Source organism: Pseudomonas sp. IAC-BECa141 (assembly GCF_020544405.1).
Lineage (GTDB): Bacteria > Pseudomonadota > Gammaproteobacteria > Pseudomonadales > Pseudomonadaceae > Aquipseudomonas.
This window is the reverse complement of record NZ_CP065410.1, coordinates 4,294,298-4,308,063: the sequence shown is the minus strand read 5'-3', so window position 1 is coordinate 4,308,063 and position 13,766 is coordinate 4,294,298. Positions and strand designations below refer to the sequence as shown.

The 13,766-nt window shown below is 62.0% G+C and carries 12 protein-coding genes and 2 pseudogenes; 4 read left to right on the top strand and 10 right to left on the bottom strand.

What is annotated here, in order from left to right; translation table 11 throughout:
- Nucleotides 1-49 precede the first annotated feature (49 nt).
- On the top strand, nt 50-856 hold the full coding sequence (locus I5961_RS19610; protein ID WP_227233126.1) for an MOSC domain-containing protein: 807 nt from the start codon (nt 50-52) through the stop codon (nt 854-856).
- 70 nt (nt 857-926) lie between these two features.
- Here the strand turns inward: I5961_RS19610 and I5961_RS19605 are convergent, their stop codons facing one another.
- The 9 genes and pseudogenes from I5961_RS19605 to I5961_RS19570 form a co-directional block, all read right to left on the bottom strand.
- Nucleotides 927-1,211, bottom strand: a complete 285-nt coding sequence (locus tag I5961_RS19605; protein WP_085700101.1) for a pyrimidine/purine nucleoside phosphorylase — start codon at nt 1,209-1,211, stop codon at nt 927-929.
- Between the two features lie 82 nt (nt 1,212-1,293).
- Entirely contained in the window at nt 1,294-1,836 is a 543-nt protein-coding gene (locus tag I5961_RS19600; RefSeq protein ID WP_085700103.1) for an exonuclease domain-containing protein, read from the bottom strand.
- A gap of 69 nt (nt 1,837-1,905) precedes the next feature.
- Nucleotides 1,906-2,256: pseudogene (locus I5961_RS28870) on the bottom strand (acetyl-CoA carboxylase biotin carboxyl carrier protein subunit); the annotation flags it as partial.
- A 135-nt stretch (nt 2,257-2,391) separates the two neighbouring features.
- A pseudogene (locus I5961_RS19595) lies at nt 2,392-3,867 on the bottom strand (acetyl/propionyl/methylcrotonyl-CoA carboxylase subunit alpha); the annotation flags it as partial.
- Nucleotides 3,868-3,934: 67 nt separating this feature from the next.
- On the bottom strand, nt 3,935-4,732 hold the full coding sequence (locus I5961_RS19590; RefSeq protein WP_227233123.1) for an enoyl-CoA hydratase/isomerase family protein: 798 nt from the start codon (nt 4,730-4,732) through the stop codon (nt 3,935-3,937).
- Nucleotides 4,729-5,886 (bottom strand): citronellyl-CoA dehydrogenase, encoded by a 1,158-nt coding sequence (atuD, locus tag I5961_RS19585; RefSeq protein ID WP_085700109.1) that lies wholly within the window; start codon nt 5,884-5,886, stop codon nt 4,729-4,731. Before atuD ends, I5961_RS19590 begins: the two co-directional genes overlap by 4 nt.
- 29 nt (nt 5,887-5,915) lie before the next feature.
- Nucleotides 5,916-7,532, bottom strand: coding sequence for an acyl-CoA carboxylase subunit beta (gene atuC / locus I5961_RS19580; RefSeq protein ID WP_227233121.1), 1,617 nt, complete (start codon nt 7,530-7,532; stop codon nt 5,916-5,918).
- 3 nt (nt 7,533-7,535) lie between these two features.
- Entirely contained in the window at nt 7,536-8,405 is an 870-nt protein-coding gene (locus I5961_RS19575) for an SDR family oxidoreductase (RefSeq protein ID WP_227233120.1), read from the bottom strand.
- Between the two features lie 12 nt (nt 8,406-8,417).
- Nucleotides 8,418-10,208: an acyclic terpene utilization AtuA family protein gene (locus I5961_RS19570; protein WP_227233118.1), complete on the bottom strand. Its 1,791-nt coding sequence runs from the start codon at nt 10,206-10,208 to the stop codon at nt 8,418-8,420.
- Nucleotides 10,209-10,402: 194 nt separating this feature from the next.
- Here I5961_RS19570 and I5961_RS19565 point away from each other — a divergent pair, with 194 nt between their 5' ends.
- The 3 genes from I5961_RS19565 to I5961_RS19555 all read left to right on the top strand — a co-directional run bounded on the left by I5961_RS19565 (nt 10,403) and on the right by I5961_RS19555 (nt 13,016).
- Nucleotides 10,403-11,026, top strand: a complete 624-nt coding sequence (locus tag I5961_RS19565; RefSeq protein ID WP_007955773.1) for a TetR/AcrR family transcriptional regulator — start codon at nt 10,403-10,405, stop codon at nt 11,024-11,026.
- Between the two features lie 91 nt (nt 11,027-11,117).
- Nucleotides 11,118-11,915 carry a substrate-binding periplasmic protein gene (locus I5961_RS19560; protein ID WP_227233117.1) on the top strand — a complete coding sequence of 266 codons (798 nt, stop codon included), beginning with the start codon at nt 11,118-11,120 and terminating at the stop codon, nt 11,913-11,915.
- 87 nt (nt 11,916-12,002) lie between these two features.
- Nucleotides 12,003-13,016, top strand: coding sequence for a GNAT family N-acetyltransferase (locus I5961_RS19555; RefSeq protein ID WP_227233115.1), 1,014 nt, complete (start codon nt 12,003-12,005; stop codon nt 13,014-13,016).
- Between the two features lie 71 nt (nt 13,017-13,087).
- Here the strand turns inward: I5961_RS19555 and I5961_RS19550 are convergent, their stop codons facing one another.
- Complete coding sequence (locus tag I5961_RS19550) at nt 13,088-13,642, bottom strand: RNA polymerase factor sigma-70 (protein WP_227233114.1); 555 nt, start codon at nt 13,640-13,642, stop codon at nt 13,088-13,090.
- Between the last annotated feature and the right edge of the window lie 124 nt (nt 13,643-13,766).

Sequence of the window (13,766 nt, the reverse complement as noted above, 5' to 3'; positions counted from 1 at the left end):
TGACAAAGCTCGTATAGGGTGGCGTTTTTGACCCACCAGGGAGCTGGCCATGCTGCGTCTGAGCGCGCTTTATCGTTACCCGTTGAAATCCGCAAAGGGCGAGGTCCTGCAAAGGATCGGCCTGGACAAACTGGGGCTTGAGGGCGACCGACGCTGGATGCTGGTGGACGAGGCCAGCGGGCGGTTCCTGACCCAGCGTGCCGAAGCGAAAATGAGCCAGCTGTCGGCGCTATGGAATGCCACTGGCGGCCTGACGCTCAGCGCGGCGGGGCATTCGGCAATCGATGTCGCCTTGCCCGGCGGTGACGACGACCTGCGTGGCGTAACCATCTGGCGCGATACCTTGCGCGTACCGGATGCCGGCGAGGAAGCGGCCCGCTGGGTCAGCGAATTCATCGGCAAGCCGACGCGTCTGGTGCAAGTGCCGCTGGAGCGCGCCCGTGCGACGCAGGCCGGCTATGGCAAGGACGACGATCAAGTGGCATTCGCCGACGGCTTTCCGCTGCTGCTGATTGGCGAGGCCTCGCTGCAACACTTGTCGCAGGAAGTCGGGCGACCTTTGGAAATGCTGCGGTTCCGGCCGAATCTGGTGATCGAAGGCAGTGACGCCTACGCCGAGGACGGCTGGAAGCGGATTCGTATCGGTGAGGTCGAGTTCCGCGTGGTCAAGTCCTGCTCGCGATGCATTCTCACCACCATCGATCCGCAGACCGGTGAGCGCAGCGCAGACCGCGAACCACTGGCGACCCTGCAGAAGACCCGTGCCCAGGCCGACGGCGCGATGTTCGGCCAGAACCTGGTCAACGACAGCAACGGCCGGCTTGAAGTCGGCATGCCGGTGGAAATCCTCGAATAACCCGCCGGAAACGAAAAATGCCCGTGTCCTTCGACACGGGCATTTTTCATGAGCGCAGGAAACCGGTGTTTCAGCCGCGGTATTCGCACAAGTAAGCGGTGTCGACGGCCACCTTCAGCTGGAACTTGCTGTTGGCTGGCACGTTGAACTGGCTGCCCGCGGCGAAGGTTTCCCAATCGGCGCTGTCCGGCAGCTTGACGGTCAGTGCGCCCGAGACCACATGCATGATTTCACGCTGGCTGGTGCCGAATTCGTATTCGCCCGGGGCCATGACGCCGATGGTCGCAGGGCCTTCAGCAGTGCCGAAAGCGATCGACTTGACGGTGCCGTCGAAGTACTCGTTGACTTTAAACATGGGCGATTCCTCTTGAAAAGGGCTTAAAAGGGTCAAAAAGGGTCGGCCAGTATGCACAAGGCTTATGGCGCCGTCACCTGCGCTAGAGCGGCAGCACCAACGGCAATAAGCGGGCGGTATTGCGCGCATCTTCCAGCGCTCGATGCTGCTGACCGGTGAACTGCATGCCCGCCAGTTGCAACGCGCCATTGAGCCCCAGCGGCCGCTCGAGGCGTCGGGCCTTGGCGAAGCGCTGTTTGAGGTTCATGTGCGGCACCCGGCTCAGGGCACTGTCGAGTTGCAGCCGCTGCCATTCCTGAAGCAACTGCTTGCGGTCGTAATCGCCCCAACTGGCCCAGCCTTCAAGGCGCGTCCGATGCTGGCCAAGCCAACGCTCGAACGCCGGCCAGACGTCGCTCAACGGCTGCGCCGCATCGATGTTGGCCTGGGTGATGTGCGTGAGTTCGCGGCAAAACGGCGTCAACAAGGGGCGCCGCGTCGGTTTGACGAAGCGCTGAAAGTGATCCTGCTCGCGACCGGCGCGATCCACCAGGGTCGCGCCGATCTCGATGATCTCCATTTCCGTAACCGGCCAGCCACCCTCATCGGTGGTGGCTTCCAGATCTATGACCAGCCAATGGGGCATCGCAGGTTTCCTGATTTCCGCGTCCTGATTATTCAGAGCGTAGTCAAACCTTGCGGATGCGCGCGGCGACTACTCGACCTGCAACAGAACCTGACGATTTTTTACCTGATCGCCGACCTTGACCTGCACCCGCTTGAGCACGCCGTCGATGCCGGCCTTGAGCGGGTGCTCCATTTTCATCGCCTCCAGCACCACCAGCAGTTGGCCCTTGCTGACCGGGCTGCCTTCGCTGACGAGCACTTCGATGATGGCGCCATCCATCGGGGCTTTCAACGTGCCGGAACTGACGCTGGTCTGACTGTCGATCACCGCATGAGTTCGATCCACCAGATGCAGGCTGCCGGGGTGGGTGAACAGCCAGAGCTGCTCGTCGCGCAGGCGATAGGCATGGCGCTGGCGCAGGCCATCGATCTCCAGCGTCACGGCTCCGGCAGTGTGTTCGACGAGTCTGAGTTCGATGACACGTTCTGCGACCTGCACTTCAAACGCATTATTTGAACGGGTGCGAAGTTGCACGTTCCAGTCGCGGGCGTCGAGGCCGATGCGATAGAGCAACGGCGCACTGGCGTTGTTGCGCCATCCCGACAACGGGGTGCGGTGTTGCTGTGCGGCGCACAGGTAAAACAGCGCCGCCGCCAAGGCCAGCACTTCGGCACTGGGCAAACAGGCGCGTAGGCAGTCGTGGTCGGCAAAGTGCTGCGCAATGAACCCGGTGCCGAACTCCCCACTGATGAACTGCGGATGCTGCAACAGGCTGGCCAGCAGCCGCTGATTGCTCTGCACGCCCAGCAACACGCTGTCCTGAACTGCGCACAACAGTTTGCGCCGCGCCTCTTCACGGGTGGCGCCGTGGGCGATCAGTTTGCCGAGCATCGGGTCGTAGAACGGTGAGATCGACTGCCCTTCGATCAGGCCGTGATCGATCCGCGCACCGCGATCCAGCGCCGGCGCCCAGGCTTCGACACGCCCGGTCTGCGGCAGAAAACCCTGGGCCGGATCTTCGGCGTAGAGGCGCACTTCCATCGCGTGGCCATCGAGTTTCACCTGCGCCTGGGTCAGCGGCAGCGGCTGACCTTCGGCGACTGACAGTTGCCACGCCACCAGATCCAATCCGGTAATCAGTTCGGTCACCGGGTGCTCGACCTGCAGCCGGGTATTCATTTCCAGAAAGTAGAACTGGCCTCGGGCATCGAGCAGAAATTCCACGGTGCCAGCGCCCACATAGTTCACCGCACGCCCGGCCTTGAGCGCCGCTTCGCCCATCGCCTGACGCAGTTCTTCGGTCATCACCGGGCACGGCGCTTCTTCGATGACTTTCTGGTGGCGGCGCTGAATCGAGCAGTCGCGCTCGCCGAGGTAGATCAGATTGCCGTGGTGATCGCCGAACAGCTGCACTTCGACATGGCGCGGTTCGATCAGCGCCTGTTCGAGGATCAGTTCATCGCTGCCGAATCCGTTCAAGGCTTCCGAGCGTGCTGTGCGCAATTGCGCCGGCAGCTCTTCGGCGCTGTGCACCAGCCGCATGCCGCGTCCGCCACCGCCGGCGCTGGCCTTGATCATCAGCGGGTAACCGATGCGCTCGGCTTCACGGGTCAGGGTCGCGTCGTCCTGATCCGCACCTTGATAGCCGGCGATGCACGGCACACCGGCCGCGAGCATGGCGATTTTCGACTGGCGTTTGCTGCCCATCAGTTCGATGGCTTCGACGCTGGGGCCGATGAAGGTCAGGCCGGCCTGTTCGCAGGCGCGGGCGAATTCGGCATTTTCCGAAAGGAAGCCGTAGCCCGGGTGTATGGCGTCGGCACCGCTGCGCCGGGCGGCGTCGAGGATCGCCGGGATATTCAGGTAGGACTGCAGCACCGGCGCCGGGCCGATGTTCACCGCTTGATCGGCCATCTGCACGTGCAGTGCATCGGCGTCGGCATCACTGAAAACGGCGACCGTGCGATAGCCGAGGGCCTGGGCGGTGCGCTGGATGCGGCAGGCGATTTCACCGCGGTTGGCGATCAGGATCTTGTGGAGGGCGGGCATGGTGGTTTTTCCTGAATGTTGGCGGTGAATGGAAGGGCCTCATCGCGGGGTTTGCCCGCGATGTTTTTTAAGAGGCCCACCTCGGTTTGCGCTTTTGCACAAACGCCATCGTGCCTTCGATTCCTTCGGCACCGGTCACCGCTTCGCTGAACCACTGCGCCGCTTCATCCAGCAGTTCACTTGACGGCTGGCCGGCACTGGCCAGCACCAGTTTTTTCGTCACGGCATTCGCTTCGGGAGCGCAGCAGAGGACATGGTCGAGCACTTCATCCAGCCGCTCGGCGAGCGCCTGTGGATCCTGCTCGACAAAATGCACCAGCCCCAGGCGTCGTGCTTGGTGGCCGTCGAAGCGGGCGGCGGTCAGGGCCAGGCGGCGGGTTTCGGTCAGGCCGATGCGCTGCACCACAAACGGCGCGATCTGCGCCGGCAGCAGACCAAGACTGGTTTCCGGCAAACCGAACTGCGCCTGATGATCGGCGATGGCGATATCGCTGACACAGGCCAGCCCGAAGCCGCCCCCCAGCACAGCGCCCTGCAACACGGTGATCAGCACTTGCGGCGCGTGCTGTGCTTCTTCCAGCAATGACCCGAAGGCTCGGTTCAGCTCGCGATAGGCATCGCTGCCCTGGGCGCGGGCGTTGGCCATGTCCTTGATGTCGCCACCGGCGCAGAAATGCCCGCCGGCACCGCTGAGCACCAAGGCGCGCACGCTACGGTCATCGCGCACAGCGGCCAGAATTGCGCGTAGCTCGGCGACCATTTGCAGGCTCATGGCGTTGCGGCATTCCGGGCGATTGAGGGTGATGTGCAATACGCCGTTGTGCCGTTCCAGCAGCAGCGTCTGGCAATCGGGCAGGGCGCTCATTTCTTTTTCCCCGGCAGGATGCCCATCAGTTTGCAGATGATGCCCAGCATGATTTCGTCGGCGCCGCCGCCAATCGACACCAGTCGCACGTCGCGATAGGCACGGGCCACCGGGTTGTCCCACATGAAGCCCATGCCGCCCCAGTATTGCAGGCAACTGTCACTGACTTCGCGGCCGAGACGCCCGGCCTTGAGCTTGGCCATCGACGCCAGTCGGGTGACGTCCTGACCTTTCACGTATTGCTCGGTGGCCTGATAGACCAGCGCCCGCAGACATTCGATTTCGGTCTGCAATTCGGCGAGGCGGAAGTGGATCACCTGGTTGTCGATCAGCGCGTTGCCGAAGGTCTTGCGTTCCTTGCAGTACTCGATGGTGCTGTCGACGCAATATTCCAGGCCTTTGATCATGTTGGCCGCGCCGAACAGACGTTCCTCCTGGAACTGCAGCATCTGCATCATGAACCCGGCGCCTTCGTGGCCGATGCGATTGCGCTGGGGCACGCGCACGTTGTCGAAAAACACCTGGGCGGTTTCCGAGCTGCGCATGCCGAGCTTGTCGAGGTGTGAACTGAGGCTGATGCCCGGCGTGTTCATCGGCACCATGATCAACGATTTGTTGACGTGCGGCTTGTCGTCCGAGGTGTTGGCCAGCAGGCAGATGAAGTCGGCGCTGGGCGAGTTGGTGATCCACATCTTGCTGCCGTTGATCACATAGTCGTCGCCGTCCTTGCGCGCGGTGGTCTTGAGCCCGGCGACATCGGAGCCGGCACCGACTTCCGAGACGCCGATGCAGCCGACCTGCTCGCCGGTGATCGCCGGGCGCAGAAACTCTTCGCGCAATTCATCGGAACCGAAGCGGGCGAGGGCGGGAGTGCACATGTCGGTCTGCACGCCGATCGACATTGGAATGCCGCCACAGTGGATGGTGCCGAACTCTTCGGCGGCGACGATCGAATAGCTGTAATCCAGGCCCATGCCGCCGAATTTTTCCGGTTTGGAAATCCCCAGCAGACCGAGGTCGCCGGCCTTGCGGAAAATCTCGTGGATCGGAAAGCGCCCGGCCTTTTCCCATTCATCGACGTGCGGGTTGATCTCGTGCTCGACGAATTGGCGGACGGTGCGGCGCAGGGCTTCGTGTTCCGGGGTGAAGATCATTTTTATTGTTCTCCTTTAATCCGTGGCGATCAGAACCGGCTGACGCCGAAGCTGTTGGGTTGCAACGTGCGGATGTCGGCTTCGTGGCAGATGTCCAGCAGATAGCCGAGCAGGGTGCGGGTGTCACGCGGATCGATCAGCCCGTCGTCCCACAGGTTGGCGCTGCCGTAGAGGGCGGTGGACTGGCTGTCGAGTTTCTGCGCGGTGACCTGCTCCAGCATGTCGAGCATTTTCGGGTCGGGCACCAGGCCGTCCTTCAACTGCTTGGCTTCGGTGACGATGCGCAGCACCTTGCCGGCCTGAGCGCCGCCCATCACGGCGGTGCGGCTGTTGGGCCAGGCGAAGATGAAGCGCGGATCGAGACCGCGTCCGCACATCGCGTAGTTGCCCGCGCCGTAGGAGCCGCCGACCACGATCGTCAGTTTCGGCACTCGCGCATTGGCCACGGCCTGGATCAGTTTCGAGCCGTGCTTGATCACCCCGTGCTGTTCCGATTCGGTGCCGACCATGAACCCGGTGGTGTTGTGGAAAAACAGCAGCGGTGTCTGGCTCTGGTCGCAGAGCTGAATGAACTGCGCCGCCTTGCTCGCGCCGTTGGGCGTGATCGGGCCGTTGTTGCCGATAAAACCGCAGGCGCGGCCCTGAATTTTCAGGTGGCCACAAACGGTCTGCTGGTCGAACTCACCCTTGAACTCCAGGAAGCGCGATTCATCGGCGATCCGCGCAATGATTTCGCGCACGTCGTAAGGTTTTTTCGGGTCGTCCGGGATCAGCCCGAGCAGTTCGTCGATGGGATACAGCGGCTCCTTGAATTGCGGTTCGGGCAGCCACGGTATTTGCTCGTTCCAGTTCAGCAGGCTGACGATTTCCCGCACCTGACGCACGCCATCGGCATCGTTTTCGGCCAGGTATTCGGCGGTGCCGGCGACTTGTGCGTGCATCTCGGCGCCACCCAGTTCTTCGTCGGTGGCGACTTCACCGGTCGCTGCTTTAAGCAACGGCGGGCCGGCAAGAAACAGCTTGGCCTTGCCGCGCACCACCACCACGTAATCCGACAACCCCGGCTGATAGGCGCCACCAGCGGTGGCCGAACCGTGAACTACGGTGATCTGCGGCAAACCCATGGCCGACATCCGCGCCTGATTGGCAAAGCTGCGTGCGCCTTCGACGAAAATTTCCGCCGCGTAATTGAGGTTGGCGCCGCCGCTTTCGGCGAGGGTGATGACCGGCAGTTTGTTTTCCTGGGCGATCTGTTGCAGGCGCAGGGATTTCTTCAGGCCCGACGGGGAAATCGTCCCGCCCTTGATCGCGCTGTTGTTCGCCACGATCAAGGCGCGCACGCCGGACACGTAACCAATGCCGGCGATCAAGCCGCCACCGGCCGAGCTGCCGTCCTTGTCGTCGTGCAGTTTGTAGCCGGCCAGGCTCGCCAGTTCGAGGAATGGCGCGCCGGGGTCGAGCAACAGATTCAGGCGTTCGCGGGGCAGCAATTGTCCGCGTTTGTCGAATTTCGGTTTGGCTTCGGCGGCCTTGTTCAGCAGGTTCTGTTCGAGTTGCCGGACTTGCTCGATGGCGGCGAGCATCGCTGCGCGGTTGCGGGCAAAGGCTTCGCTGTGCGGGTCGAGCCGGGACTGGATCTGCGGCATGGCTTACTCCTTGTCCTTCAAAACGTCGGGCATGCAGGCCCGGTGAAAACCATTGAAGGGTTCGCTGTGGGTCGCCTTGTGCAACGGCCAGGCGCGACTGCCCAGGCTGGCCGCGCCATCGATGCGCAAGGTGCTGCCGCTGATGAATGCGGCTGCCGGGCTGAGCAGAAACACGATCGCCGCGCTGACCTCCGATTCGGTGCCGATACGCTTGAGCGGCACGTGTTCGCGCAAGGTCGGGATCACGGCTTTGAACGCGCCTTCGTAAGTGTCCATGCCGCTGGAAGCGATCCAGCCCGGCGCCACCGCATTCACCCGAACACCGGCATAACCCCATTCGAACGCCGCCGTCTTGGTGAAGTTGTCCATGCCCGAACGGGCAGCGCCGGAGTGGCCCATGCCGGGCATGCCGCCCCACATGTCGGCGAGCATGTTGACGATGCTGCCGCCGTGTTTGCTCATCGACTGGTTGAACACTTCCCGAGCCATCAGGAAACCGCCAACCAGATTGGTCCGCAGCACGGTTTCGAAACCCTTCTGATTGATCGAGGCCAGTGGCGACGGGTACTGGCCGCCGGCATTGTTGACCAGTCCGTGAATCGGCCCGTGTTCACGGATCAGCTCGCTGACCAGCGCCTTCACCGCCTCTTCGTCACGGATATCGCAGACCTGCCAGTGGGCGCGCCCGCCATCCTCGGCAATTTCAGCGGCGACGGTTTGCAGCTTTTCCGGCTTGCGTCCGACCAGCACCACGTTGGCCCCGAGCGCTGCCAGTTCGTGGGCGGTACAACGCCCGATGCCACTGCCGCCCCCGGTGACGATGACGGTCTGGCCGCTGAACAGATCGGCCCTGAAAATCGATTCATACGCCATGGTGCCAATCCTCTAGTCGAACTGTTCGGCGATGCTCTGCGGCACCGGGATCTGGATTTCCAGTAGTTGTTGGGCGAAGGCCTTGCCTTGCGGGTCGATGCGCAAACTCGCCACGCCGCCGCCACCAAGGGCATTTTCCAGCAGGAAGTTGAGGCTGTGGGTGCCGGGCAGATACCAGCGTTCGACCCGACCGTGAATCGGGTCGAGGACATGGCTCATCCAGTCGACGACCACCGCCGGGGTCAGTGCTTCGGCGATCCACGGCAGGTATTCGGGACGACGTGGCATGACGCCAATGTTGCTGTGATTGCCCTTGTCGCCGGAGCGCGCGACCGCCAGTTTGACCAACGGCACGCTCGCATCGGCGCGGCCCTGGGGTTTGGGCGTTTCGTGGGGCAGTGGCAGATCCTGGCTGTCGAGGGTGGCGGGGGCGGGCAGGGCGAACGGGTGAGATTCGCCGGCGATGTCGATCTGCAATGTGCAGGCGCTTTTGTCGATCAGGAAGGAGAACAGCCGGATCAGCGGATACACCGTCGGCCGTCCGCCGACGATGCCGGTCAGCCCCGGCGCCATGCCGGTCGCGGCCTGGGCGATTTCTCGGGAGAACAGGATCAGCGCTTGTTTGTTCGGGTGGCGCACGGCGAGTTTGATCACCACTTCGCGACTGTCCCGGCGCTGACCGTGAGGGCCGTAGGTGGCTTCGCTGCCAAGCAGTTCGACGTGGGTTTCGGTGTATGGCCCGAGGCCTTTGTGGTCGAGCATTTCCGAGGTTTTGTCGAGGATCGCCTGGCTGACGCGTCGGGCTTTTTCCACCGCGTCAATCCCGGCTATCAGGCAACTGGCGGTACACCGGAAACCGTCCGGATAGGTTGCACTGACCTTGTATTGGTCGCTGGGCGGCAGGCCTTTGGCACCGTGGACCCGCACGGCGTTTTTGCCCTGTTGCTGGAGTTTGACCTGGCTGAAATCGCAGACCACGTCGGGCAACAGATAGGCCTGCGGATTGCCGATTTCGTAGAGCATCTGTTCGCCTACGGTCAGGGGGGTGACCAGCCCGCCGGAGCCCTCGGGTTTGCTGACGATGAACTGGCCGTCGGCGCTGACTTCGACGATCGGGAAACCGATGTGCTCGTAATCCGGCACATCGCGCCAATCGGTGAAATTGCCGCCGGTGCATTGCGCGCCACATTCGATGATGTGCCCGGCCAGGGCGGCTTGCGCGAGTTTGTCGTAGTCGTGCCATGACCAGCCAAATTCATGCACCAGCGCAGCGCTGACCACTGCGCTGTCGACCACCCGGCCGGTGATCACGATGTCGGCCCCCAGACGCAGCGCTTCGACGATGCCCGGCGCGCCGAGGTAGGCGTTGGTCGACACGCACATCGGCGGCAGCGGGGCGCCGCTGAACATTTCCGTAATGCCTTGGGAGGCGAGTTGTTTGAAGTGCGGTTGCAGGTCATCGCCCGACAGCACGGCGATTTTCAGCGCCACGCCGGCCTTGTCGCAGGCCGCTTGCAGCGCGGCGGCGCAGGCCTTTGGATTGACCCCGCCGGCATTGCTGATGACGCGGATTTTCTGCTCGGCCAGTTGCGGCAACAGAGGCGCGAGGACTTCGATGAAATCGCCGGCAAATCCCGCCTGCGGGTCCTTCATGCGCGCGCCAGCCATGATCGACATGGTTATTTCAGCCAGATAGTCGAAGACCAGATAATCCAGCTGTCCTCCGGCCACAAGCTGTGCGGCGGCGGTCGAGGTGTCTCCCCAGAATGCGCTGGCGCATCCGATGCGAACCGTGGTGGGCATTTTGATCTCCGACTCAGGAACCTGTGACAGAAGTGCATCGAGGCTACCAAGCAAGCGCTTGGTTTGTAAACAGGCGAAATTATCTTCTGCCCAAGCGCTTGCTTGGTCACCGCCGGCGGCTTAAATTGCCCGCGCAACCCCGCCGTTTCTGCGGGGTATGACGCATTTGACTGATCGACTGTAGGAGAGAACGGGTGGACGAGCAAAAAGCCCTGAGGGTCATGCGTGAACTGGTCGATGCCGGCCAGCTGACCGATCCGGACAGCGCTCGCGGCAAACTGCTGCAAGTGGCGGCCCACCTGTTCCGCAACAAAGGCTATGAGCGCACCACAGTGCGCGATCTGGCCGGTGCCGTGGGGATTCAGTCCGGCAGCATCTTTCATCACTTCAAGAGCAAGGATGAAATCCTGCGGGCGGTGATGGAAGAAACCATCCGCTACAACACTGCGCTGATGCGCGCAGCCCTGGCTGACGCCGCCGATGTGCGCGAGCGGGTGCTGGCGCTGATCCGCTGCGAATTGCAGTCGATCATGGGCGGCAGCGGCGAAGCGATGGCGGTGCTGGTGTATGAATGGCGCTCGTTGTCCGAAGACGGTCAGGCCAAAGTGCTGGCGCTGCGCGACATCTACGAAGACCTCTGGCTGCAAGTGCTGGGCGAGGCCAAAGAGGCAGGTTTCATCCGTGGCGACGTGTTCATTACCCGACGTTTTCTCACGGGCGCATTGTCCTGGACCACCACCTGGTTCCGCGCCGGCGGCAGCCTGAGCCTGGATCAACTGGCCGAAGAAGCGCTGATTCTGGTACTCGAAGAGCGCTAGACGCTTTCTATCGGACCGGGAAACTGGCTAACTGGGCGAAACCGCCTAGCTTGAATGCAATGATCGGTACTTTTTCGGGGAGTGGGGTGTTTTGAAGTCTTCGCCAATTCGGACGGCCGCCGGGCTGATGCTCGCAGCGCTGGCTGCATTATGGGTATTGCCTGCTCCGGCGGCGCAAGTGGTTCGGGTGGGCGCGGCGCATTTTCCGCCCTACACCATTCGCCCGGAAAACGGCGCCGACACCGGCCTGCTGCCGGAACTGGTCGCGGCGTTGAACAGCGCCCAGAGCGACTATCGTTTCGAGCTGGTGCCCACCTCGATTCCTCGCCGGTTCGGTGATTTCAAGGATGGTCGCACCGACATGGCGATCTTCGAAAACCCGGAGTGGGGCTGGAAAGACATTCCCCACGCCACCGTCGACATGGGCCTGGAGGACGCGGAGATTTTCGTCGCGCAGAACAAGCCCGGACGCCAGCAGAATTACTTCGCCGATCTCAAGGGAAAACGGCTGGCGCTGTACAGCGGCTATCACTATGAGTTCGCCAACTTCAACGCCGATCCCAAATACCTCGCGGAGGCGTACAGCGCCACGCTGACCTATTCCCACGACAGCAACCTGCTGATGGTCTTGCGCGGGCGCGCAGACATTGCCCTGGTCACTCGCTCGTATTTGTTCGATTACCTGCTGCGCAACGAAAAAGTGCGCGACGAGTTGCTGGTGTCCCAGCGTATCGACCAGATCTACCACCACTACGCGATTCTCAGTCCGAAGGCGCCGATCACCGGCGAAGCGTTCGGCAAGCTGCTGCAGGGCCTGCGCGACAACGGGCAGATGCTGAAGATCTTCGATCCGTACAAGATTGCGGTGGTGCCGGTACCGCATCAATGACCGACGGTTTTTCGCGCCAGGCCTAAATTTCCCGCCCCGGCTCACGTCCCATCGTTGAACTGTCGACGATTACCGTGAGCCCGACCCATGTCCAATCTGAATGACCTGACTGCCCTGGCCCTGCCTTCGGGCAGCCAACTGGTAGCCGATGCCACCGAAAGCCGTCTGAGCCTGAGCCTGGACGGGCAACCGCTGATTCGCCTGCGCCTTGATCGCGAAGGCCAGGGGCCGATCCAGATCGATGAACGCTACGCGCTGCCGCCAGGCCAGGCGTTGTGGGCGGCCTGTTATTGGCTGTTTGCTCGTGATCCGGCGTGTCAGCAATTGATCTGGCAACTGGATCAGGCGCCAACCGAAGCCTTGCGCAGCGGTTTGCTGGTGGGCACTGAAGTGGCGGGTGAATATCGCTGCGAGCGCACGTTGTTCTGGCAACTGCCGCAACCGTGGCTGGGCAATTCGCTGACGGGCAGTTATCCGCAGCAGATGGTCATCAGTAACGGCAAGCGTCATCCGCTGCGACCGGTGAAGCCGCGTGGTGAGGTTTACCGGCGTTTCGATGCGCGTCTCGGTGCCTGGATTTCCCTGCGAACGGTGGAAATCGAGCAGGATCTTGCGCGTTTCAATCGCTGGCAGAACAGTCCGCGAGTCGCCAGTTTCTGGCAGGAAGAGGGCAGCCTCGAACAGCATCGCGATTACCTGAGCAAGCTTGACGCCGATCCGCACACCCTGACCCTGATCGGTTGTTTCGATGATCAGCCGTTTGCCTATTTCGAAGCTTACTGGGCCAAGGAAGACCGCATCGCGCCGTTCTACGATGCCGACAATTACGATCGCGGCATCCACATGCTGGTCGGGGAAGAAGACCATCGCGGCCCGCACAAGGTGGCGAGCTGGCTGTCGGCGCTGGTGCACTACCTGTTCCTGGATGATCCGCGTACTCAGCGAGTGGTCGCCGAACCGCGTGCCGACAACGCGAAGATGATCGGCCATATGCACAATCAGTGCTTCCATTGCGACAAGGAGTTCGACTTCCCGCACAAGCGCGCGGCGCTGATGATCCTTGGTCGCGAGCGGTTTTTCGACCGCTGCACGCTGGTGTGACATTTCCCTGAAAACAAAAAAGATCGCTGCCTTTCGACAAAGGCTGCGATCTTTTTTTGGGCCGATTTTTATCAGCGACGGTTCGCGGACATGGCCTCGGCGCGGCTGCCGGATACCTTGCGGCAGTGCACCAGCGCATCACGAATCATGAAGTTGACCAGCGTCGGCGACACACCGAGTTTCTTGGCGATGTCCTTCTGCGGCACGCCGTGCAGACGGTACATCTCGAATGCATAGCGGGTGCGGACCGGCAACTCGGTCAGTGCGTCGGCGATGTGTTCCAGGGTCGAGAAGTTGATGTGCGAGGTTTCCGGCGAAGCGCCCTGAATGACCACGTTCAACCCTTCCTCCTCGGGGCCGGCGTACTTCTGCTCCAGCGCCTGTTTGCGGTAGTGATCGATCGCCAGATTGCGCACGATCTGGAACAGATAACTCAGTTGGGCCTTGATCGACGACGTTATCGGCGGCGCCGATTGCAGTCGGAAGAACGCATCCTGCACCACATCTTCGGCGCGTGACCGGCAGCCGGTAATGCGGGCTGCAATCTTGACCAGAATCAGTCGATTGTCGACGAATGCCTGAAGTAGCGGTGAATCGCACCTGCTTGTGGATACTTGTTCCGTCATGGAAATCACCTTGCTGCCAATAGGTTAGTGGGACGCCTGGGGGACGGGGCCGTCCTACACATCGAGCGACAAATTATGTTGAATGATAATGATTGTCAATTGAGAAAGAGAACTAATGATCCAT

What these genes read in the sequence shown, in the direction of transcription:
- I5961_RS19555 (WP_227233115.1), top strand. Translation starts at nt 12,003, where the DNA reads ATGTCCAATCTGAATGACCTGACTGCCCTGGCCCTGCCTTCGGGCAGC.
- atuC (WP_227233121.1), bottom strand. Translation starts at nt 7,532, where the DNA reads ATGCCGCAGATCCAGTCCCGGCTCGACCCGCACAGCGAAGCCTTTGCC.
- I5961_RS19575 (WP_227233120.1), bottom strand. Translation starts at nt 8,405, where the DNA reads ATGGCGTATGAATCGATTTTCAGGGCCGATCTGTTCAGCGGCCAGACC.
- I5961_RS19600 (WP_085700103.1), bottom strand. Translation starts at nt 1,836, where the DNA reads ATGCCCCATTGGCTGGTCATAGATCTGGAAGCCACCACCGATGAGGGT.
- I5961_RS19570 (WP_227233118.1), bottom strand. Translation starts at nt 10,208, where the DNA reads ATGCCCACCACGGTTCGCATCGGATGCGCCAGCGCATTCTGGGGAGAC.
- I5961_RS19590 (WP_227233123.1), bottom strand. Translation starts at nt 4,732, where the DNA reads ATGAGCGCCCTGCCCGATTGCCAGACGCTGCTGCTGGAACGGCACAAC.
- I5961_RS19550 (WP_227233114.1), bottom strand. Translation starts at nt 13,642, where the DNA reads ATGACGGAACAAGTATCCACAAGCAGGTGCGATTCACCGCTACTTCAG.
- I5961_RS19610 (WP_227233126.1), top strand. Translation starts at nt 50, where the DNA reads ATGCTGCGTCTGAGCGCGCTTTATCGTTACCCGTTGAAATCCGCAAAG.
- atuD (WP_085700109.1), bottom strand. Translation starts at nt 5,886, where the DNA reads ATGATCTTCACCCCGGAACACGAAGCCCTGCGCCGCACCGTCCGCCAA.
- I5961_RS19605 (WP_085700101.1), bottom strand. Translation starts at nt 1,211, where the DNA reads ATGTTTAAAGTCAACGAGTACTTCGACGGCACCGTCAAGTCGATCGCT.